Source organism: Nocardia pseudovaccinii NBRC 100343, assembly GCF_001613225.1.
GTDB lineage: Bacteria > Actinomycetota > Actinomycetes > Mycobacteriales > Mycobacteriaceae > Nocardia > Nocardia pseudovaccinii.
The window spans coordinates 1-22,393 of sequence record NZ_BDBY01000261.1; the positions used below are offsets into that span (position 1 = coordinate 1).

18 protein-coding genes are annotated in these 22,393 nt (G+C 66.4%); 12 read left to right on the forward strand and 6 right to left on the reverse strand.

Going from position 1 to position 22,393, the window contains the following annotated elements; all coding sequences use genetic code 11:
- Positions 1-986, reverse strand: a 986-nt coding sequence (locus tag NP3_RS32300) for an LLM class flavin-dependent oxidoreductase (RefSeq protein WP_063045528.1), incomplete at its 3' end; no start/stop codon positions are given.
- Between the two features lie 143 nt (positions 987-1,129).
- Here NP3_RS32300 and map point away from each other — a divergent pair.
- The 3 genes from map (at position 1,130) to NP3_RS32315 (ending at position 4,389) form a co-directional block, all read left to right on the forward strand.
- On the forward strand, positions 1,130-1,993 hold the full coding sequence (gene map, locus NP3_RS32305; protein ID WP_063045529.1) for a type I methionyl aminopeptidase: 864 nt from the start codon (positions 1,130-1,132) through the stop codon (positions 1,991-1,993).
- A gap of 37 nt (positions 1,994-2,030) precedes the next feature.
- On the forward strand, positions 2,031-3,572 hold the full coding sequence (locus NP3_RS32310; protein ID WP_174566292.1) for a cobyric acid synthase: 1,542 nt from the start codon (positions 2,031-2,033) through the stop codon (positions 3,570-3,572).
- 253 nt (positions 3,573-3,825) lie between these two features.
- On the forward strand, positions 3,826-4,389 hold the full coding sequence (locus NP3_RS32315) for a hypothetical protein (protein WP_063045531.1): 564 nt from the start codon (positions 3,826-3,828) through the stop codon (positions 4,387-4,389).
- On the opposite strand, the gene NP3_RS32320 is transcribed toward NP3_RS32315, so the two are convergent.
- The gene (locus tag NP3_RS32320) at positions 4,369-5,433 is read right to left on the reverse strand and encodes an alpha/beta hydrolase (RefSeq protein ID WP_084509296.1); all 1,065 of its coding nucleotides are present in this window, start codon (positions 5,431-5,433) and stop codon (positions 4,369-4,371) included. The two genes, NP3_RS32315 and NP3_RS32320, sit on opposite strands and share 21 nt — an antisense overlap.
- A gap of 260 nt (positions 5,434-5,693) precedes the next feature.
- On the opposite strand from NP3_RS32320, the gene mqo reads away from it, so the two are divergent.
- The 6 genes from mqo (at position 5,694) to NP3_RS32350 (ending at position 13,315) form a co-directional block, all read left to right on the forward strand.
- On the forward strand, positions 5,694-7,208 hold the full coding sequence (gene mqo, locus NP3_RS32325) for a malate dehydrogenase (quinone) (RefSeq protein WP_063045532.1): 1,515 nt from the start codon (positions 5,694-5,696) through the stop codon (positions 7,206-7,208).
- A gap of 18 nt (positions 7,209-7,226) precedes the next feature.
- The gene (locus NP3_RS32330) at positions 7,227-7,676 is read left to right on the forward strand and encodes a GNAT family N-acetyltransferase (protein WP_063045533.1); all 450 of its coding nucleotides are present in this window, start codon (positions 7,227-7,229) and stop codon (positions 7,674-7,676) included.
- Between the two features lie 150 nt (positions 7,677-7,826).
- Complete coding sequence (locus NP3_RS32335; protein WP_084509298.1) at positions 7,827-9,971, forward strand: VWA domain-containing protein; 2,145 nt, start codon at positions 7,827-7,829, stop codon at positions 9,969-9,971.
- A gap of 285 nt (positions 9,972-10,256) precedes the next feature.
- Positions 10,257-10,871, forward strand: a complete 615-nt coding sequence (gene cobO, locus NP3_RS32340) for a cob(I)yrinic acid a,c-diamide adenosyltransferase (protein ID WP_063045534.1) — start codon at positions 10,257-10,259, stop codon at positions 10,869-10,871.
- Between the two features lie 265 nt (positions 10,872-11,136).
- Complete coding sequence (locus NP3_RS32345; RefSeq protein ID WP_245721201.1) at positions 11,137-12,813, forward strand: cobyrinic acid a,c-diamide synthase CobB; 1,677 nt, start codon at positions 11,137-11,139, stop codon at positions 12,811-12,813.
- An 88-nt stretch (positions 12,814-12,901) separates the two neighbouring features.
- Entirely contained in the window at positions 12,902-13,315 is a 414-nt protein-coding gene (locus tag NP3_RS32350; RefSeq protein WP_169814618.1) for a cobalamin biosynthesis protein, read from the forward strand.
- 6 nt (positions 13,316-13,321) lie between these two features.
- Here the strand turns inward: NP3_RS32350 and NP3_RS32355 are convergent, their stop codons facing one another.
- The 3 genes from NP3_RS32355 to NP3_RS32365 all read right to left on the reverse strand — a co-directional run bounded on the left by NP3_RS32355 (position 13,322) and on the right by NP3_RS32365 (position 17,060).
- Positions 13,322-14,536, reverse strand: coding sequence for a cytochrome P450 family protein (locus NP3_RS32355; RefSeq protein ID WP_063045536.1), 1,215 nt, complete (start codon positions 14,534-14,536; stop codon positions 13,322-13,324).
- A 254-nt stretch (positions 14,537-14,790) separates the two neighbouring features.
- A complete protein-coding gene (locus tag NP3_RS32360; protein ID WP_084509300.1) occupies positions 14,791-15,921 on the reverse strand; it encodes an Rv3169 family protein in 1,131 nt (376 codons plus the stop codon).
- A gap of 8 nt (positions 15,922-15,929) precedes the next feature.
- Entirely contained in the window at positions 15,930-17,060 is a 1,131-nt protein-coding gene (locus tag NP3_RS32365) for a phosphotransferase family protein (RefSeq protein ID WP_063045538.1), read from the reverse strand.
- A gap of 262 nt (positions 17,061-17,322) precedes the next feature.
- On the opposite strand from NP3_RS32365, the gene NP3_RS32370 reads away from it, so the two are divergent.
- Complete coding sequence (locus NP3_RS32370; RefSeq protein ID WP_084509302.1) at positions 17,323-18,684, forward strand: DoxX family protein; 1,362 nt, start codon at positions 17,323-17,325, stop codon at positions 18,682-18,684.
- 16 nt (positions 18,685-18,700) lie between these two features.
- Here NP3_RS32370 and NP3_RS32375 read toward each other — a convergent pair whose 3' ends face one another.
- The gene (locus tag NP3_RS32375) at positions 18,701-19,153 is read right to left on the reverse strand and encodes a nucleoside deaminase (RefSeq protein ID WP_084509304.1); all 453 of its coding nucleotides are present in this window, start codon (positions 19,151-19,153) and stop codon (positions 18,701-18,703) included.
- Between the two features lie 299 nt (positions 19,154-19,452).
- On the opposite strand from NP3_RS32375, the gene cobA reads away from it, so the two are divergent.
- Together cobA and NP3_RS32385 are read left to right on the forward strand one after the other, a co-directional pair.
- A complete protein-coding gene (cobA, locus tag NP3_RS32380) occupies positions 19,453-20,712 on the forward strand; it encodes a uroporphyrinogen-III C-methyltransferase (RefSeq protein ID WP_063045552.1) in 1,260 nt (419 codons plus the stop codon).
- Between the two features lie 128 nt (positions 20,713-20,840).
- Entirely contained in the window at positions 20,841-22,391 is a 1,551-nt protein-coding gene (locus NP3_RS32385) for an MFS transporter (RefSeq protein ID WP_084509306.1), read from the forward strand.
- Positions 22,392-22,393 lie beyond the last annotated feature (2 nt).

Sequence of the window (22,393 nt, forward strand, 5' to 3'; positions counted from 1 at the left end):
GCGCCGAGCAATTCGATGTTGTGCAGCACCTTTTCGTGCGGCAGGGTGCCGACGCTGGTGTGCAGCATGAAGCGGTCCAGGCCGAGGGTGTCGCGGATGTCGGTGATCTTTTCCGCGACGTAGTCCGGGGTGCCCACGAAGAGCGAACCGCTCTGGGAGCGCAGGGCATCGAACTGTGCGCGGGTCATCGGGCCCCAACCGCGTTCGCGCCCAATGGTGCTCATCGCCCCGGCGTACGGCGCGTAGAAGTCGGCGGCGGCCTGTTCGTCGGTATCGGCGATATAGCCGTGCGCGTGCACCGCCACCGGCTGCTGCTCGTGGCCGCCCTGTTCGAGTGCCCGGTGGTACAGATCCACCAGCGGCTTGAAACGGGCGGGCTGGCCGCCGATGATCGCGATCGCCAGCGGTAGGCCGAGCAATCCGGCGCGGACCACGGATTCCGGGCTGCCGCCCACCGCGATCCAGACCGGCAGCGGCCGGTTGTCGGTGCGCGGGTAGATCACCGCATCGCGCAGCGGGGCACGGAATTTGCCGTTCCAGGTCACCGGCTTGTCCCCGCGAATGTGCAGCAGCAGCGCCAGTTTCTCCTCGAAGAGCTCGTCATAGTCGCTCAGGTCGTAACCGAACAGGGGAAAGCTCTCGGTGAACGAACCGCGTCCGGCCATCAACTCGGCGCGACCGTTCGAGAGTCCGTCCAGCGTGGCGAAATCCTGGTACATCCGTACCGGATCATCCGAGCTCAGCACGCTGACCGCGCTGGTCAGCTGGATGCGCTCGGTCCGTGCCGCGATCGCGGCCAGGACGACCGCCGGCGCGGATGCCGCGAAATCCTTGCGGTGATGTTCGCCGACGCCATAGACGTCGAGTCCGGCGCGCTCGGTGGTGACCGCCTCGTCCACCACCTCGCGCAGCCGTTCGGCCGCGGTGGGCGCCGGTCGGTCGCCGACCGGGTACAGCTCCGCGAAAGTCGTGAGTCCCAGTTCCACAGCTCGAGTCCTGTTCGTGTGAAGTTTCTACGTCAACCACCAGCCTAAACGGACCGTGGTCCGCAACTATTCCTTCAGTTGACCGCGCGTTCGCGGCTCGGGCAAGGACAGTGCGCGATGACCGGTGCGGATACTCTTGATCCATGTCAGTGCGTACCCGCCAGCCGCTTGTTCCCGGCACGCTCTCGCCCACCCGTGAGGTTCCGCGCTCGATCGAGCGTCCGGAGTATGCGTGGAAGAAGACCGTGAACGAGGGCCGTGAACCCTGGGTGCAGACGGCCGAGACCATCGAGAAGATGCGGATCGCGGGCAAGATCGCGGCGCAGGCGCTCGAGGAGGCGGGCAAGGCGGTCGCACCCGGTGTCACCACCGATGAGCTGGACCGCATCGCGCACGAATACATGTGCGACCACGGCGCATATCCATCGACCTTGGGCTACAAGGGTTTTCCGAAGTCGTGCTGCACCTCGCTGAACGAGGTGATCTGCCACGGCATTCCGGATTCGACGGTGATCGAGGACGGCGACATCGTCAATATCGACGTGACCGCCTATATCGACGGCGTGCACGGCGACACCAATAAGACCTTCCTGGCCGGTGATGTCGACGAGGAGGTGCGACTGCTGGTCGAGCGCACGCACGAGGCGACCATGCGGGCCATCAAGGCGGTTCGGCCGGGCCGGGCGCTCAATGTGATCGGACGCGTCATCGAGTCCTACGCCAACCGCTTCGGCTACGGCGTGGTGCGCGATTTCACCGGGCACGGCGTCGGCCCCACCTTCCACAGCGGCCTGGTCATCCTGCACTACGACCAGCCCGCCATCGAATCGGTCATCGAGCCGGGCATGACCTTCACCATCGAGCCGATGATCAACCTCGGCGGTATCGACTACGAGATCTGGGACGACGGCTGGACCGTGGTCACCAAGGACCGCAAGTGGACGGCGCAGTTCGAACACACGTTGGTCGTGACCGACATGGGCGCCGAGATTCTCACCGTGCCGTGACGAGTGGACCGCGCAGGCTCGCGCCGTGACCAGCGCATTGAAGGGCGCGCTGCTGATCGCCGGAACAACTTCCGACGCCGGGAAAAGCGTTGTGGTGGCCGGACTTTGCCGCATGTTCGCCCGGCGCGGTGTTCGAGTCGCGCCGTTCAAGGCACAGAACATGTCCAACAATTCGGTGGTCACCCTCGATGGCGGCGAGATCGGTCGCGCCCAGGCCCTGCAGGCGGCGGCGTGCGGGCTCGAGCCGAGTGTCCGGTTCAATCCGGTCCTGCTCAAACCCGGCAGCGACCGACGCTCCCAACTCGTGGTGCGCGGCAAGGCCATCGGCACCGTCGGCGCGCGTGACTATTTCCAGCATCGCCAGGACCTACGCGAAGTCGTTGCCGCCGAACTGGATTCGCTGCGCACCGAATTCGATGTGGTGATCTGCGAGGGCGCCGGTTCGCCCGCCGAAATCAATCTGCGCGCCACCGATCTGGCGAATATGGGGCTTGCCCAGGCGGCGCGACTGCCGGTGCTCGTGGTCGGCGATATCGACCGCGGCGGCGTGCTCGCGCACCTGTTCGGCACCGTGGCCGTCCTCGAACCCGAAGACCAGCAACTGATCTCCGGCTTCATCGTCAACAAGTTCCGCGGCGATGCAGAATTGCTGCGTCCCGGACTCGACCGGCTCACCGAGCTGACCGGACGTCGCACACTCGGTGTCATTCCCTACGCGGACGAACTGTGGATCGACGCGGAGGACTCGCTCGGCACGGTCGCCGACACGCCGGTCGGCCGTCCCAGCCCGCCGGTCGGCGCCGAATGGCTCACGGTCGCCGCGATCCGTTTGCCGCGCATCTCCAATTCCACCGATATCGAAGCGTTGGCCTGTGAGCCAGGTGTCGCGGTGCGCTGGGTCGGCGAACCGTCCCGGCTGGCCGATGCCGATCTGGTGGTGCTGCCGGGCAGTAAGGCGACCGTCTCGGATCTGGAGTGGTTGCGGCGCACCGGAATTGCCGATGCGCTACAGGCCAGAGCCGCATCCGGGCGGCCGATCCTCGGCATCTGCGGCGGATATCAGATGCTCGGAAGTCGCATCGTCGACCGGGTCGAATCGGGTACGGGGGCGGTCGAGGGTCTGGGTCTGCTCGATCTGGAGATCGAATTCGCCGACCCGAAGGTGCTGCGGCGCAGCACCGGGCGTGGTAACGGAATTCCCGTACACGGCTACGAGATTCACCACGGTCGCGTCGAGCGCAGCGGTGATCCGGCCTGGCTGGAGCTGGACGGCTCCCCGACCGCGGAGGGCACTGCGCGCGACGCGATCTGGGGCACACACCTGCACGGCCTGCTGGAATCGGATGAGTTCCGTCGCTCCTGGCTCCGCGAGGTCGCCGCCCACGCCGGACGGCACGGTTTCGCCGTCGCCGGGAATACTTCGGTAGCCGCGATCCGCTCGTCCCAACTCGACCTGCTCGCCGACCTGCTCGAACAGCACCTCGACATCGCCCATATCGAACGCCTGCTCACCGACGGTGCACCCACCGATCTGCCGACCATCGTCTCGGGCCTGGGAGTCGGCAGCACACCCTTTTGATCAGCCCGCACAATCGCCGAAATGGGCATGTGTCGAAGCAAAACCGGCCGAACCAAGCCACTTTCCGTGTGCGCCATGCGGCTTCGCTGAATACGCTGATGTGAACGCGGCCCGCAACATCGCCGCACGCGGTGTGGCGGGCTGGGCAGTGAGTCACGCCGCCGACCACGCGGTCAACGCGACGCCGGTCAGAGCTGCAAGCTCGCGCCCGTACGGACCGAGAAGTTGACTTCGGGCGTGTACCGTATTTCGGGTGAAATCTCGGCGGATCACGGTCGGTGACCGGGCATGGACCGTACGGGTCGACGGCCCGGAGTCTCGGCACAGCGTGCTGCTGTTGCCCGATGCCGGTGATCCGGTCGACGTCTACGACCAGGTGTGCGCGCGGTTGCACACCTCGGACCTGCGCACCATCGCGGTGGAATCGATAGCGGACCTGGATCCGGCGGGTGTGCACGCCATCCTCGACGAACTCGGCATTCCATGGGTGAATGTCGCCGGACGCGGCGCGGGCGCGCAGCTGGGCTGGCAGGTCTGCGCGGGCGGTTTCGGCCGGTTCATCAGCCTTGTCGTCGCCGATCGCGGCCATCCCGCGATTCCGGCCGCCGACGGCGCTGTCGCGGACCCCACGTGTCGGCCGGTGGAGGTCGCCGCCACCGTGCTGGTCACCAAGAATCTGCCGCGTTCGGTCGCGGATGCCTCCGGTCGCTACGTCTACGGCGAATTCCGGGTCGTGGAGATCGACGTCGACAATGTGGCGACCGAGGCCGACCACGAATTGGCCACCGAGATCGTGCTACGCACCAGCCTCTGGTGATCCGGCGGTCTTCCGATGGAAGACCGCCAGCCAGTCCAGCCAGCTGTCGAGTTCGGCGAAGGCCTTGGCCAGCGGTTCGGCCGAGGACAGGAAGACATCGTGGCGCGCGCCGTCGATCGGGACGATATTGGTCCGATCACCGAGGCAGCCCGACCAGCGCTGGATCTGGCGCACATCGAGCACCGCATCCGCCACATCGACGGCCGGACCGTACTTGCGCGCGAATTTCGTGATGCGCGAACGCAGAATCAACGCGGGCACGCCGACCGAGAGCCCCGCCTGCAGCTGGGCGTGCCCGTTGCGGATCGCGCGCAGCCAGCCGAGCCGGACCGGGAAGCCCGTCAGCGGCTTCCAATCCAGGTTGTAATCCCACTCGCCCGCGACGCTGTGGTGCAGGCTGTCGCCGTAGGAGCTGATCTTGTTGCCGGGTAGTTCGACCATCGACCGGATCCGGCCGAGCATCTTGATCACCGGGGTGCCGATGGTCCGGTAGTACGCCGGGCCCTGCAGGTCGAACCAAGGGCTGTTCAGCACCAGGCCGACAATGCCCGACTTGGCCGTGCCCTTCGCCTGGTTGAGCCGATTCAGCCAGAGCGACACGATGAGTCCGCCGGTCGAATGCGCGACCAGCAGCACGTTGTCGCCCGCCTCTTCCTGGACGACGCGCAGTGACTCGTTCAGCTCGGCGTCGTAGAGGGCCAGATCGGTGACGTAGTGCGGTGTCTGGCCGTCGCGCAGCGAGCGACCGCACTTGCGCAGATCCAGCGCGTAGAACCGATGTCCGCGCCCGGCGAAGTGCTCGGCCAGATGCTGTTGGAAGAAGTAGTCGGTGAAACCGTGCACGTACAGCACCGCGGGTTCGGTGGTGGCACCGGTGTCGGGGGTGTAGCGAACGAGGGTCGCGACGGCCTCGCCCTCACCATCGGGGTCCGGACCGAGCGGCAGACTGCGCTGCTCATAGCCCGCACCGAGGACATCTGGCTGCCATCGCTCGGCTGCCGGGGCGGTGATATCGGACACGCTGAGCGAAGCTTTATTCGTCACAAGGATCAATCTAGGCGACGTCAGGGCGGTTTCGAAGGTCGAACCCAGGAAGGAATCTATGTCACATTCAGTAGGTTCGTTGCCGGACTTCGAACAGGTGAGGTGCACAATTGGGCTAGGTGAACGGCGGGTAACCTACACCTCGCCGAGTCACGCAGGACTCGCAACAACCACATAGCGCCCGTGCCCAGCAGGCCCACCGTGGGGGTGGGCGTGCGCAGAAGGACAAGGAAGTCGATCTACCCGTGCCGAACGCTGCCATGACTGAAAAGACCGATGTAGTACTCATCGGTGCCGGCATCATGAGTGCCACTCTCGGCGCACTGCTTCGGCAGTTGCAGCCGGAATGGTCGATCTCCCTATTCGAGCGGCTGGACGCGGCCGCCGCCGAGAGCAGCGATCCGTGGAACAACGCGGGCACCGGACACTCCGCACTGTGCGAACTGAACTACAGCCCGCAGAATCCGGACGGCTCGGTCGATATCAGCAAGGCCATCGACATCAACGAGCGCTTCCAGGTCTCGCGCCAGTTCTGGTCCTACGGCGTGGAGAACGGCATCCTCGGCGATCCCTCCGCCTTCATCAACCCCATCCCGCACGTCAGCTTCGTGCACGGCGCGGACAATGTGGACTACCTACGCAAGCGGTACGAGGCGCTGTCGCGGCATCCGCTGTTCTCGACGATGGAATACGTCGACAGCCCCGACGAATTCGCCAAGCGGCTGCCGCTGATGGCCAGGGGCCGCGACTTCTCCGATCCGATCGCGCTCAACTGGACCGATGAGGGCACCGATATCGACTTCGGTTCGCTCACCAGCGAACTGCTGGCCTACCTCGGCCGCTCCGGCGTCGATCTGGCCTTCGGTCACGAGGTACGCGACCTCACCAAGCAGTCCGACGGCTCCTGGCTGGTCAAGGTGCGTAACCTGCGTACTCGCCAAACCCGGACGCTCATCAGCAAATTCGTCTTCGTCGGCGCCGGTGGCGGTGCGCTGCCGCTGCTGCAGAAGTCGGGCATCAAGGAGGCCAAGGGGTTCGGCGGCTTCCCGATCAGCGGTCAGTTCATCCGCTGCACCAACCCGGATCTGATCTACAAGCACGAGGCCAAGGTCTACGGCAAGGCCGCCGTCGGCGCACCGCCGATGTCGGTGCCGCACTTGGACACTCGCATCATCAAGGGCCGTCCCGGCCTGCTGTTCGGCCCGTACGCCGGGTGGACGCCGAAGTTCCTCAAGGACGGTAAGAACACCGATCTGTTCAAGTCGGTCAAGCCGAACAACATCTTCTCGCTGCTCGGCGTCGGCGTCACCGAACTCGGCCTGACCAAGTACCTGGTCAGCGAGCTGCTCAAGTCCGAGGCGGGCAAGGTGGCCACGCTGGAGGAGTTCATTCCGCGCGCGGACGGCCACGACTGGGAGCTGATCACCGCGGGGCAGCGCGTGCAGGTCATCCGGCGCAAGGGTGCGGGCGGTGTGCTCGAGTTCGGCACGGCGGTCATCGCCGCCGAAGACGGCACCATTGCGGGTCTGCTCGGCGCGTCACCCGGCGCGTCGACCTGTGTGAGCGCCATGATCGACGTGCTGCAGCGGTGCTTCCCGCGCGAATACGACGACTGGTCGCCCAAGCTGAAGGAAATGGTGCCCTCGCTGGGCGTGAAGCTCTCGGAGAACCAGGCGCTGTTCCAGGAAGTCTGGGATTGGTCGACCAAAACCCTGAACCTGAACGGTGTGTCGGACAACACGCCGAAGCACGCAGGGGTCGCGCCGATCGCGTAGTTGTGATAGCAAGACGCGATGATGTCAACGGTTGCACTCAAACGGTCCTGGGCGCTCGATCTCGACACCGCCACCCTGTACCAGCTGTTGAAGCTTCGCGTCGAAGTATTTGTCGTCGAGCAGAAATGCGCGTACCCGGAGCTGGACGGTTTCGACCTGCTGCCGGAGACACGCCATTTCTGGCTCGATGACGAGGGCGAGATCATCTCGACGCTGCGGTTGACCGAGGAGCACGAGAACGGCGTGAAATCGTTCCGCATCGGCCGGGTGTGCACGTCGGTTCCGGCGCGCGGGCACGGGTACACCACCCGGCTGGTGCAGGCCGCGCTCGCCGAGGCGGGTTCGGCGACTGTGCGCTTGAGTGCCCAGACCTATCTGGTCGACTTGTACGCCAAGTTCGGGTTCAAACCCGACGGCGACGAGTTCGAAGAAGACGGCATCATGCATTTGCCCATGCGCAAGGGCTGAGCTCTGTTGTTGGCCGCGTGGGCGCGGCGTGTTCGCGGCCCCTATTGAGTGGAAGGCTCGCTCCTTCCCTCAATGCGGCCCCTGGAGGTCCCGCAGTGGAGGGTGCTGGGAGGTGGGTGTGGTGGCGCTAATAGAGTCTGGGGCGTGTCAATGTCCCGTACCGAAACCGCGCCGCATGCCTCTTCGCTGACCGGGGCTCGTTCCGGTGCCGATGGTGATGCGGGCTTTCCGTTCTCGGCGGTGGTGGGGCAGGAGCGGTTGCAGCTGGCGTTGATCCTGTGTGCGGTGCATCCCGGGATCGGCGGTGTCTTGGTGCGCGGGGAGAAGGGAACCGCGAAATCGACTGTGGTGCGGGCGCTTGCGCAATTGCTGCCGCCCATTGTCGATGAGACGGGTGCGCGGCCCGCTCGGCTGGTCGAGTTGCCGGTGGGGGCCACAGAAGACCGAGTGGTCGGTTCTCTGGATCTGGAGCGGGTGCTGCGCGACGGCGAGCAGGCGTTCCGGCCCGGACTGTTGGCGGCCGCGCATCACGGCGTGCTCTACGTCGATGAGGTGAATCTGCTGCACGACCACCTGGTGGACGTGCTGCTCGATGCCGCCGCGATGGGGCGGGTGCATATCGAGCGCGATGGCGTCTCGCATTCGCATCCGGCACGATTCGTGCTGGTCGGCACCATGAATCCGGAGGAAGGTGAGCTGCGGCCGCAGCTACTGGACCGGTTCGGGCTCACCGTCGATGTCGCGGCCTCGCGGAATGTGGACATGCGGATGTCGGTGGTGCGGCGTCGGCTGGACTACGAGGCAGATCCGGCCGGATTCGCCGCACGCTATGCCGCGGCCGATCGGGAGGTGGCCGAGCGGATTCTCACCGCCCGTGAGCGGGCCGCTTCCGTCGCGCTCGATGATGTGGAGTTGCGGCGGATCGCGGCGCTGTGTGCGTCATTCGATGTGGATGGGATGCGGGCGGATCTTGTGGTTGCCAGGACCGCTACCGCACATGCGGCCTGGCGTGGGGCGGACGCGGTGGCAGAGGTGGATGTGCGGGTTGCGGCCGAGCTGGCATTGCCGCATCGGCGGCGGCGGGATCCGTTCGATGAGCCCGGGATCAGCGAAGAGCAGCTGGACGACGCGATGCGCGCCGCCGGGGAAGAGGCGGAAAAGTCCAGCGAGCGTGCGGAATTGGAGCAGGGGGCGGAGGATCTTGCGGGGGATGAGCTCGACAACGGCCGGTCGAACGATGAGGGTTCGCGTGGTGGTCCGGATGGCGGCCCCAGCGATGTCGATCGTGCGTTGAGCAATGCGAACGATCGAGGTGATGGGCCCAGTAACGGTGGCCCGGATGATCGAGGCCCGGACGACGATCCAGATGGTGGTCCAGGCCCTGGAGGTGCGCCAGCCCCCGACGGCGATGGACCGGATTCGCCGGGCGGCGGGCAGTCACCGTCCGCGCGCGAGGGGCGTATCGGCGCGCCCGCGACATCCGTTGTGACACCGCCGCGTTGGGAGGTGCCCGGCATAGGTGAGGGGGCGGCGGGCCGCCGTTCGCGCGCACAGACCAGGCAGGGACGCACGGTGCGGTCCAGTACCGATACCTCCGGCGGCCTGCACCTGCTCGGCACCGTATTCGCCGCCGCACCGCACCAGCACTCCCGCGGCCGTGCCGACGGCCCGCTGAGACTGGCCGCCGAGGATCTGCGCGGCGCGTATCGCGAAGGGCGCGAGGGCAATCTGGTGGTATTTGTGGTCGATGCCTCCGGATCCATGGCGGCGCGCGACCGTCTATCGGCGGTTACCGGCGCGGTCGTCGCTTTGCTGCGTGACGCCTACCAGCGGCGGGACAAGGTCGCCGTGATCACCGTGCGAGGCGTAGAAGCCGAACTCGTCCTACCGCCGACCTCCTCGGTGGATATCGCGGTGCGACGCCTGTCCGGTATTCGCACCGGCGGTAAAACCCCACTCGCCGCAGGGCTTTTGAAGGCCCGCGAGGTCGTGCACCGCGAACGCGTCCGCGATCCGCGCCGCCGCCCGATGCTCGTCCTGCTCACCGACGGCCGCGCCACCGGCGGTGTCGATCCGGTGCCCCGCGCCCGTGCCGCTGCGAATCTGCTTGCCGCCGAGGCGATCACCTCGATCGTCGTGGACTGCGAACGCGGCATGGTCCGCCTGGGCCTCGCCGCCGACCTGGCCCGCACCCTGCGCGCGGGCTACCTCCAACTCGCCGAACTGACCGGTGACTCGGTCGCCGATGTCGTCCGTGCGGGTTCCGGTCGCCCCGGCGTGACACGAGCGGCCTGATCGTGGCGGATCTACCTACCGAACCCGTAGCCGAACAGCGGTATTCGGCCTCTCGGCACATGATCGCATCGGCATCTCGATCCGTCTTGCGTCATCACGGCGCGGAGAAGGCTGGCGGGCGAACCTGTGCGGGGGACTCTCCGCGCCTTCGGTCGTCGATCGGCTCGGAATCACCGCCGATCGGGTTGCTTGCGCGCGAGCGCCTTGGGGGCCATTACTTTTCGCGAGTTCGGCCGCCGGGCGGTCGGATGGAAGTTCTGATCGATTGGCTACCGAGGAGTTTCGATGCCTAAGGGTGTGCCGGAGACGGTTCCGGATGATGGGCTGACGACGCGGCAGCGGCGGAATCTGCCGGTGCTCGCGGTGCATACCGGGCCGGGGAAGGGTAAATCGACGGCCGCGTTCGGGATGGCGTTGCGGGCGTGGAATCAGGGATTCGATATAGCGGTATTCCAGTTCGTCAAGAGTGCCAAGTGGAAGGTGGGGGAGGAAGCGGCATTTCGCACCCTCGGCAGCCTGCACGAGGAGACCGGTGTCGGTGGGCCGGTCGAATGGCACAAGATGGGTGAGGGGTGGTCGTGGACCCGCAAGCAGGGCACCGATGAGGACCATGCGGCCGCCGCGCTGGCCGGGTGGCGCGAGATCGCGCGCAGGCTGCAGGCCGAGCAACACCGCTTCTACGTCCTCGACGAATTCACGTACCCCCTCAAATGGGGCTGGGTCGATATCGACGAGGTCATCGAAACCCTCCGCAACCGCCCGGGTAACCAACATGTAGTCATCACCGGCCGCGATGCCCCCGCAGCCCTCGTGAATGCCGCCGACCTCGTCACCGAAATGACCAAGCTCAAGCACCCCATGGATGCGGGCCGCAAGGGCCAGCGAGGAATCGAATGGTGACCTCACCCACCGCGGAGCCGCTCGAGAATGCACTGGCGGAGGCCGGTACTCGGGGTTTGCCCGCACCAGCGCTTGGTGATCACTCGACCTACCGAAAGCTGCTGGGGGTCGGTACTCCGCATTCGTGTGCCAGCGTGCGTTCTGATCGCTCGACTCCTTGGAGTACGGTCCGGTCCGAGGCGTCGGGGAATTGGCACTCCGTATCGGGATCGGCGCACGGTGCGGGCATACACAAGGGGGACGAAGCCCGCGAAAGCCTGCGGCCGTGGTGAGCGCGGGGCAGGTTCCGGCGGTGGTGATCGCCGCGCCCGCTTCGGGCAGTGGGAAGACGACACTTGCGACCGGTCTGATCGGGGCGCTGCGGCGCGCTGGGCATCGGGTGGCACCGTTCAAGGTGGGGCCGGACTATATCGATCCGGGGTATCACGGCCTGGCGGCTGGGCGGCCCGGTCGCAATCTCGATCCGGTGCTGTTCGGCGCCGAACGCGTTGTACCGCTGTACCGCCACGGTGCCCAGGGGTGTGATCTGGCGGTGGTCGAGGGCGTCATGGGTCTGTTCGACGGCCGCATAGACGAGCACCATGCCGCACCGATCGCCGAAGGATCCACCGCGCAGGTCGCCGGATTACTCGGCGCCCCAGTAATTTTGGTCGTCGATGCCCGCGGCCACAGTCAGAGTCTCGCCGCTCTCCTGCACGGCTTCGCCACCTTCGACTCTGCGATCAGCTTGGGCGGCGTCATCCTCAACCGCGTCGGCAGCGAGCGTCACGACCAGGTACTGCGCGCCGCCTGCGACCGAGTCGGCCTTCCGGTCCTCGGATCACTACCGCGCATGGCCGAGCTCGAGGTCCCCTCCCGCCACCTCGGCCTCATTCCCGCGGTCGAACACGGCCACGCCGCCACCGCCGCCGTCGAAGCAATGACCGACCTGGTCGCCGCCCACGTCGACCTTCCCACCATCGCCCGCCTCGCCCGCTCGACCGTCACGACTCCGGCTTGGGATCCCGCAACCGCGATTGGTGAAACCGAAGATTCGGTGTCCGCGAGCAACGCGGCAGCGAGCGTGGACGAAGCGGTGTCCGCCGTCGTGACCAGCGCGTTTGCGGGGGGCGCGAGTCGTTCGAATGCTCCTGCGGGTGCCAGTCGCACGGCTGCATCCGCTGGGCACATCCCCGAGCTCGGAGCGGTTGGTTCGAGTCGCGGGACTGGTGCTCCTGCGGGCGTCGCCAACGGAGCGCGTTCAGCCGATGCGGCCGCAGCGGGTCGTGCGGCGCCGGCGGCCACACGTGTCGGGGGTGCGGCCACGCGGTCCGGGCTCGATCCGGTGATCGCGATGGCTGGCGGACCTGCCTTCACGTTCGGGTATGCGGAGCACCGGGAGCTGTTGGAGGCCGCAGGGGCACGGGTTGTGGTCTTCGATCCGATGCGGGATGAACTTCCCACGGGGACAGCCGGTTTGGTATTGCCCGGCGGGTTTCCGGAGGAGCATGCGGCGGCATTGGCGGCCAATGATCGGCTGTTGGGCCAAGTCGCCGAGCAGGCCGGGGCAGGCCTTCCGGTGCATGCCGAATGTGCTGGACTCCTGTATCTCTGCCGCTCGCTGGATGGCCATCCGATGGCGGGTGTGGTCGATGCGACAGCCGAATTCGGACCCCGCCTGTCCCTCGGCTATCGAGATGCCGTGGCGCTGGCCGATTCCGCTCTATGGCGCGCGGGAGAACGGGTGCGCGGCCACGAATTCCACCGCACCCGCCTGGTCACCACCGGCACCGATACTCCCGCCTGGGGTTGGCACACCGCAGGCGATCGCATCCGCGATGGCGCTCTCATCCACCGTGTCCACGCCTCGTACCTGCACACCCATCCCGCCGGAAACCCCAGAGCCACAAGCCGTTTCGTCGCGGCAGCCGCCGACTACGCCCGCACCCGTGCAACCGTCTGACCCGCCCGAGTTGCGCACCGCCGCACCGGTGATTCGGCCTGACTCGTTTGCGGCACAGCCTGGTCCGGCAGTAGATCCACACGATCCCGTGGCAGCGCTGTGCGATACGACGGCAGCGCCAGCAGGACATCCGCGAGCGCCCGAACTGGCTGTTGGTCTCGGGTTCCGGTCGGGCACACCGACCGGACGGATTCTGCATGCGCTGCGAGAAGCGCTGGGCGACAAGCCTATTGCCTGCCTCGCGACCATCGATCGACGCGCCGAGGAACTTCGTCCTGCCGCCGCTGGTTTGGGCGTCTCGGTCCGCACATTCACAGCGGCCGAACTCGCCCAGGTCGACGTCCCGAATCCCTCGGCACGCACCGATGACGCACTCGGCACCGCCAGCGTCGCCGAGGCGGCCGCGCTACTGGCCGCCGACGGTCCGCTCGTTATTCCCAAGCGGACCGTCGACGGAATAGTGATCGCGGCCGCGCTCACCCCGAAATCGCCACTGACATAACGAGAGTCAGGACACCTTTCCCAATTCGATCGGCAGGGACAACGGGCCGATGGTGAAGAACGACGGCGAGTAGGGAATGTCGTCCGGATCGATGGTGAGCCGCAGGTCGGGTAGCCGCCGGTAGAGCGAGGCGAGGGCGAGTCGGCTCTCCGATCGGGCGAGCGGTGCGCCGATGCAGTAGCGCGCTCCGTGTCCGAAGCCGAGATGGCCCGTCTGTTCGCGGGTGAGATCGAACTGGTTCGCGGTCGCGCCGTACTTCTCCGGATCGACGCCGGTCGCCTGATAGACCACACCGACCGCATTCCCCTTGGGAATGGCGACCCCGGCGATCGTCACATCGGTCAGCGTGAACCGGTAGCTGGTCATCATCACCGAATGGCGGTACCGCAGCGTTTCCTCGACCACATCGGCCCAACGGTCTTCGGCCTTGGCCACTGCCAGCTGATCGGGGTTCCGATGCAGTGCGACGACGGCGTGACCGAGCAGATGCACCGTGGTCTCGTGACCGGCGATCAGCATCAACCAGAGCACGCCGACCAATTCGTCGGTGGTGAGCCGATCGTCCGCATCGCGGGCCTGCACCAGATCCGAGGTCAGGTCGTCGCCGGGTTCCTGTTGCTTGTGCCGCACCAATTCGTGCAGGAAAGCCCCGAGTTCGTTCTGGGTCGCGAACGCCACCTCCGGCGGGGTGGTATGCGCCAGCAGAGTGGAGGTCCATTTCCGCAGCCGTGGCCGGTCTGCTTCGGGCACACCGAACAATTCGGCGATGACCGCCATCGGCAGTGCGTCGGTGAAGGTCGGTACCAGATCCACCCCGTCACCTGTGGCGATCACCTCGTCCAACAGACTGTCGATGAGCTCTTGGATGCGCGGTTCCATCGCCTGCACCCGTCGAGGTGTGAATCCCTTCCCGACCAGACCACGCAGCCGACGGTGATCCTCGCCATCCTTGGTCGACAGGTGGTCGCCTTGGACGATGGCCCGTAGCGGCCAATCCTCCGGTATCGATCCGTCGTATAGCGCGGGCCAATGCTTCGGGTCCCTGGCGAAGGTCTTGTTGTCGCCAGCGAGGACTTCCGCAACGGCGTTGTGCGTCAAGGCCAAATAGGCGGGCACGCCGCCCGGGAATTCCACTTCGACCACCGGTGCGGTCTGCTGTAGCCGGATGCAGGTGTCGAGCGGGCTTTCGTCGGCGGCGGGGAATGCGGGAAGACTTGTCATGATGACCCCTCGGGCGGTGCCGACCCGTTGGCACGGGTATGGACGATCGGTCGCTTACGCAACCAGACAAAGCTTCCGCCGAATCACCTTGTTCAGCAAGATGTTTCGCCGGTGGAGCGGCATGGTGCCAGGGATCGGCCGCGCCCGCCAGCAGGACGGTTCTCAGTCGCGGGAAGCCCGTCGGACGTCGCGAGTCGGCACGGCCGACGAGCTGAATCCGGTGGGCACGCACGAGCACGTGCCCACCGAAAACCCTACGGCGCGACCGAACCCCAGTCGGCGAACCCGGTCGGATCGTGCCGCCCGAGACTTCCGTGTTCGAACAGGCCCCACCCCTCGGCATCCCCGCAGCGCGCGTGCGCGACATGATCGATGACCCCGAACGGGATGCGCCCCGCGATCGCCGGATCGGTGAGGTCGTAACTGCTGCTGGAGGACCAGTCGCGACCCATCCATCGACCGTGCAACCAGTCCGGATCCCCGCCGTATCCGCAGCCGACGTGCAGGGGGATATTGGTGACGGTCCGTACTTCGACCTCCAGCGGCTTACCGTCCTGGGTGGTCATCTCCAGCCGCGCGCCGATGGGATGCCTTGTGCCGGAGCGGTATTCGATGTGGTAGCGCGGCCATCCCAGCTGTTCGGTGCGACCGTCCGGGAAGATGCGGACGGCGTCGTTGAGGGTGCGTTTGCCGTCCGGTTCCTCCTGCAGGATCAGCACGATGGCGAAATCGTCGAAGCGCAGCGGCACGTACATCCACCAGAATCCGCCGGACGGTTCGGCGGCAGCCCGGCCCGGCGGCTCGGGTTCGCCGACCGGGCGAATGCCCCAGGAGCGGTCCCTGGTGCCCATCCAGACGGCCGGGTCGACCGTGAGATCCGTGCCGTCGACGTGCAGCGTTCCCTCCCACGAGCCGACCTGTGCGAACCGGGTGGCCTGGATGATCGGCCGGTTGCCGTTGAGGATCAGATGCGGTTGTTCCTCGACGGTGGGGAAGGATCCGTGCCAGGTGAGGTCGAAGCCGAGATCATCGTGCTCGCAGATCACCCGGATCCGCTGCAGCGGTTCCTGCACCTCGATGCGGTAGCCGCCGACGCGCAACTCGACGCCGCGATCGCCGAGCGCGTCGGAGAAGCGGACCGTGCGCTGGATGTCGCCACGCCGGACGCAGGCGTACGCGTCGATCACCCCGAGGTTCGGATACACCCCGCCGCCGGTGACGAAGAAGGTGCCGCCATCGCGGTCGTGACCGTTGAAATAGCTTCTGTCGTAGAAGTTCCGGTCGCTGCTGGCGACTCGGGACATGGACAGGTGGGTCTGGTGGATGGGGTATTCGTCGAGGGGCGAGGGAGCGGAGCCTGCGGAGCGACCATCAGATGCAGCCATGATTTCCTCTAATCCCATTCGTAGGTTCCGTCGAGCAGCGCCTCCAGGCTTGCTCGGTGCATCACGTAGTCGTCGCGATCGGGGGTGTCGGTGTCCTCGCCGAAGTGGATCATCCGGCGCTTGACCCTGGCCATCACGATCGCGTGCCGCAGCGCGGCGTACACGATGTAGAAGTCGAGATCCCGAACCGTATATCCGGTGGTCTCCTCGTATTTCGCGACGACATCCGCGCGCCGCAGGAAGTCCGGCAGCCCTGGCTGATCGAAGCGGGTGGCAAGGTCCTGGAAGAAGCGGTGAATGAAGATGACCCAGGCGATATCCAGTTCGCGCGGGCCGAGTCCGGCCATCTCCCAATCGAGTACCCCGACCGGGGTGAAGCCGTCGTACATGATGTTGCCCGGTCGCGAATCGCCCCAACTCAGTACGTCCGGACCTGGATCGGCGGGCCAGTGCGCGTCGAGCCAGTCGAAGGTCCGCTCGATCAGGGGAATCGGGTAGCCGTCATCGGCCAATGCCCAGCGGTACCAGTTGCGGTGCCATTCGACATGTCGGCGCAGCGCTTGACCGGGACCGTCCAGCATCGGGAATCGCGTTGCCGGATCGGGGATTTCGTGCACCTTCGCAATGACCTCGACGGTCTTCGCGGTCAATTCCGCCCGCTCCTCGGGACTCGCGTCGAAGAGCCAGCCGATGAACACATACGGTGGGTTGTCCGACGGCACCCGCCCATCGACCCGCCGCATCACGAAAAACTTTGTGCCGAGCGGCTTCTCGTCGGTCTCCAGCCAGCGCAGCTCGGGAACCGGCACCGCCGAGGCGGCCGCGACTCCGGCCATGATCTGATATTGCAGCTCCAGATCGTAGTTCTCGAAGACCGGGAACGAGTCGGCCTCCGGTGTCATCCTGGCCACGAACGAACCACCGTCCGCGCGCCCGTCCACACTCCATTCGGCGTCGAACAGCACCGTCGGACTCGACATCCCCGCACCCTGCGGCCGCGACAGCGCCGATATCTTGGGCGGGTGATCCGCGTGGACCTTGCCGTCCAGCCACCGGGACAGGTCCTCGGCGAGGGTGTCGAGGTCCCGCGCGCTGACGGTCAACTGCCGTCGCGCGGTGGGATCGGGATCGTCGGCCATTCTTTGTCCTCCTGACGCATGTGCCTGCGGAAACTGTAACGCGTTCTAGTCGGTGCTTACCGCAGAAATTCGAAGAAATCGAGCGACCCTCACTGGGTGATATTCGGTATTGACAATCCACTGCACCAGGTGGGGGTCATACTTCCGGCGGAGTCGCGTACGCCGATGGATGGGGGTTCGAATCGGGGTTTTCCTGGAAGCGGCCGGGGCTTCGTCGCCGATACCGTCGGCTGACGTGGAGTCGTGCGAGGGAGGGATCGGCGTGAGTGCGGTCGGTGCAGAGATTCTCGATCGAAAAGAAAGCGTCATACCGCCCGAGCGGCCTGTGCGGTGGAATCCGTTGACCAGGATTGCTTTTCGGTTCTCCTTCGGCTATTTCGGACTGTTCTGCCTGCTGTTCACTCAGATTCCGTTCGCCTTCGCCGGGCCGCTCGCCGGTTCGCTGTCCGAGAATGCCGTGCTCTGGGAATTTCGCGCCTTGCGCCCGGTCATCGAGCCCGCCGGACGGCTGTTCTTCGATACCGATGTCGTGCTGCACGAGGATTCGGGCAGCGGCGACCAATACTTCATCTGGACATTCGTCCTCTGTGTGCTGATCGCCGCCGCGGTGGCGACCCTCGTCTGGACCGCGCTGGACCGGCGCAGGCCGAACTATCGGCAGCTTCAGGCCTGGTTCCTGCTCTTCATCCGTATGTGCCTGGGCGGTCAGATGCTGCTCTACGGGTTCGCCAAGGCGATTCCGACGCAGATGCCGGAGCCGACGCTGGCGAAACTGCTGCAGCCCTACGGTGAGTTCAGCCCCGCCTCGGTGTTGTGGAACCAGGTCGGGAGTTCACCCGCCTACGAGATCCTGCTCGGCTGTGCCGAAGTGCTGGGCGGACTGCTGCTCTTCCTGCCGAGGACCGCGACGCTCGGCGCAATGCTGAGCCTGGTGAGCTTGGCGCAGGTGTTCGTGCTCAATATGACCTTCGACGTCCCGGTCAAGATCCTGGCCTTCCACCTCATGCTGCTGAGCATGGTGCTGCTCGCACCGCAGGCGCGGCGGTTGGCGAATATGCTGGTGCTGAACCGGCCGTCCGAACCCGCCACACAGCCGGATCCGTTCCGCGGCAACCGAACTCGCCGGATTGCGATCGCTCTGCAAGTCGCTCTGGGGCTGTGGATGGCCGTGGGCTTCGTGCACACCGGCCTGAAATATTGGAACGAAGGCGGCGGTGGCAGCCCGAAGCCGCCGCTGTACGGGATCTGGGCGGTATCGGAATTCACCCAGGACGGTGTGCCGGTCCCGCCGCTGACCACTGACGAAACTCGTTGGCAGCGAGTTGTTTTCGACGTAGCCGGGATGACCTACCAGAAGATGGACGGCAGCCTGGTGCCCGCCGTCCCCTCCGTCGATGCCGCCGCCCACAAGATCTCGGTGTCCGCGCCGCCGGAGCGGCCGGACGCGCAACCCGCCCAGATCGCCGACTTCACCTTCGAACAGCTTGCGCCTGACCGTCTGACGCTGAACGGGCAGCTGAACGGTCGGCCGGTGACCATCACCTTGCAGCAGGTCGATCTGAACGGCTTCCCGCTGCGCGGCCGTGGATTCAGCTGGGTGCAGGACTATCCGTACTTCCGCTGAAATCGTTTGTCCGACATCAATCCTCAGCCACCCCGATGTCCTCGTGCCAGAGCAGCGGTTGGTCGGCGATGAATTCGGCCATCAGGTCGATGCAGCGCTGGTCTTCGAGCACGGTCACCGCGACGCCGTGCTCGGCCAGCCAGTCATGCCCGCCGCAGAAGGTCTGCGCTTCCCCGATGATCACCGCACCGATCCCGAACTGGCGCACCAGCCCGCTGCAGTACCAGCACGGTGACAGGGTGGTCACCATGATGGTCGAGCCGTAGTCGCGGCGGCGGCCCGCATTGCGGAACGCATCGGTTTCGGCGTGCATGCTGGGATCACCGGACTGCACCCGCCGGTTGTGCCCGCGTCCGAGCAGGGTGCCATCGGTCGCGAACAGGGCCGCGCCGATCGGAATCCCGCCTTCGGTCCGGCCGCGCAGTGCCTCCTGGTAAGCCATCTCCAGCAGTTGTTCCGCCTGTGTCATGTCATGGCTCCAACCTGCAGCCGAACCCGATATGCTCCGTGACCGCCTGCGGTCCGGCCGGAAAGTAGGTCGCCCTCGGTTCCCGCGGCGAGGACATATGGCCCCGGATCTGCCTGCGCGGCAACGCCCGACGCGAGCCACCCGATCAACGTTGCCGATACCGCCGCCCGGCCCCAGCGATGCATGCGCAGAAGTATAGGGAGGCTGTCCGCGGCGGGTGATTGCCGGGCACGCGCGCACAGGACGTAGGCTCGAACATTGTGCCGAACACGTCAGTACCTATCGATGACCAGCCGGAAATCAACCCGGCCGACCGTCCCGCGAGTGATCCGAACTACCTGGTCGGGCTCGATCTCGATGGGCGGCGCGTCGTCGTGGTCGGCGGGGGGACGGTCGCGCAGCGCAGGCTCGGCCTATTGATCGCCTCCGGGGCGGACGTGCACGTCATCAGTCGCGAAGTCACCCCGGCCGTGGAGGGAATGGCTACGTCGGGGCAACTCACGCTGACATTGCGCGCCTACGCCGACGGCGATCTGGACGGCGCCTGGTACGCGATCGCATGCACCGACGAACCCGAGACCAATGCCGCGGTCGTCGAGGAGGCCACGCGGCGACGGATCTTCTGTGTGCGCGCCGACGTGGCGCGGCTGGGCACCGCGGTAACTCCGGCGACAGCTCGGCACGACGGCCTCACGCTCGGCGTGCTCGCCGGTGGTCAGCACCGGCGATCCGCGACGGTGCGCAACGCATTGCTCGAGGCGCTGCAATCAGGTGTGGTGACCGACGATTCGACGCCGATCACCCCGGGTGTCGCGCTGGTCGGCGGCGGTCCCGGCGATCCGGATCTGATCACGGTGCGCGGCCGCCGCCTGCTGGCCCGCGCGAATCTCGTTGTCGCCGACCGGCTCGCACCGCCGGAGCTGCTCGCCGAACTCGGCTCGGACGTCGAGGTGATCGACGCGGCCAAGATTCCGTACGGGCGGGCGATGGCGCAGGAGGCGATCAATTCCGCACTGATCGAGGGCGCCAAGGCGGGCAAGTTCGTGGTGCGGCTCAAGGGCGGCGACCCGTATGTGTTCGGGCGCGGCTACGAGGAGCTCGAGGCCTGCGTCGAGGAAGGCATTCCGGTGACCGTGGTCCCCGGCATCACCAGCCCCATCTCCGTCCCCGCCGCCGCGGGCATTCCGGTGACCCATCGCGGCGTCACCCATGAATTCGTGGTGGTCAGTGGTCACGTCGCACCCGACCATCCGGATTCCCTCGTCGACTGGCCCGCACTGGCCCGCCTGCGCGGCACCATCGTGCTCATGATGGCGGTCGAGCGCATCGAACAATTCGCCACGGCTCTCATCGAGGGCGGCCGACCGGCCGACACCCCGGCCACGGTGATCCAGGAGGGCACCCTGCGCACCCAACGCGTGCTGCGTGCGGACCTCGGCACTGTCGCCGCTCGCGTTCGCGAAGAAGCCATCCGCCCGCCCGCGATCGTTGTGATCGGCCCCACAGCGGGCTTCTCCACCGAATCCGCCGCAGCGCGAGCCGAGTCCTCCACCGGGTGATGCTGCACAACCGCTGGACTCCCGCAACTGGAGGGTCTCACAACCGACTAGTGACTTTCGCTATGACTAGATGAATCGCACCCGCGGGAGCGGAGACCCGGGTTCCGGATCAATTACAGTGGCTCACCGTGCTCGATAACCCCCCTGCGAAGACGCAGTACCCGGTGACGCAGCGGGCCTTCGGGCTCGCCATTCTCGTGCTGAGCGGGCTGCAGCTGATGGTTGTGCTCGACGGCACCGTGGTCATTTTCGCGCTGCCGCGGCTGCAGGAAGAGATGGGCATGTCCAGCGCGGGCGGCGCGTGGACGGTGACCTCCTACGGTCTGACCTTCGCGGGGCTGATGCTGCTCGGTGGGCGACTCGGGGATGCGTTCGGTCGCAAGCGCATGCTGATCCTGGGCGTCGGGATGTTCACCATCGCCTCGCTGCTGTGCGGGTTGGCGCAGAGCCAGGCCATGTTGATCGCGGCCCGAGCCGTGCAGGGCGCGGGCGCGGCGATTGCGGCGCCGACGGCATTTGCACTGGTGGCAACCACCTTCGCGCCGGGGAAGGCGCGTAATCAGGCTATTGCGATCGTCGGCTCGATGGTCGGTATCGGCTCGGTCGGCGGTCTGGTGGTCGGCGGTGCGCTGACCCAGCTGTCCTGGCGGTGGATCTTCCTGATCAATGTGCCCATCGGTGTCCTGATCATCCTCGGTGCGCTGTCCCAACTCGCGGATACCGAACATCATCGATCCGCACTCGATATCAAGGGTGCGGTGCTCGGCACCGTGGCCTGCGCGTCGATCGTGTTCGGCGCGACCGAGGGGCCCGAGTTGGGCTGGGGGAGTCCGGCCGTTATCGGCGCGCTGATGGCAGGTGCGTTGCTGCTGATCGTCTTCGTGGTCGTCGAGCGCACCGTCGAAGACCCGCTGCTGCCGTGGTCGCTGTTCGACAGCCGCGATCGGGTCACCACCTTCATGCTGATCTTCCTGGCCGGTGGCGTGCTCGGTGCGATGACCTTCTTCGTCGCGCAGTTCCTGCAGAATGTGCTCGGCTACGGACCGCTGGTCGCGGGTATCGCTTCGATCCCGTTCACCATCGGCATCGGCATCGGCGGCGCGGTGGCCTCCAAAGCGGCGTTGTTCGTCGCGCCGCGCTGGTTGGTGTGCGGCGCGGCATTCGTGCTGGCCGCCGGACTGCTGGTCGGCTCGCAGCTCGACGGCGGCGTGAATTACCTGACCACCCTGCTGCCGCTGTTGATCGTGATCGGCTTCGGCGTCGGCGTGGCAATGGTGCTCGCGCCGCTGTGCGTGCTCGTCGGGGTGCCTGCGTCCGATATCGGTCCGCTGTCCGCGGTGGGTCAGATGTTCATGAACCTGGCGACGCCGGTATTCATCGGTCTGCTCACTCCCATCGCGGCATCGCGCACCATGTCGATGGGCGGGCGCACCGGTAAGGCGGCCGATATGAACGAGGCCGAGATCTTCGCGCTCGGCAGCGGATACACGCTGGTGCTCGCGGTCTGCTCGCTGGTCGCGGTGCTGGCGGGTTTCATCGCGCTGACATTGCGCTATTCGCCGAGACAACTGGCCGAGGCGCAGCACGCGCAAGAGGAATCGCAGCGGACCGGCTCCATGCCGGTGGTGCCGCGGACGGGGCCGCTACCTGTCATCCGTCGCTCTGACTACAGTGGCTGACT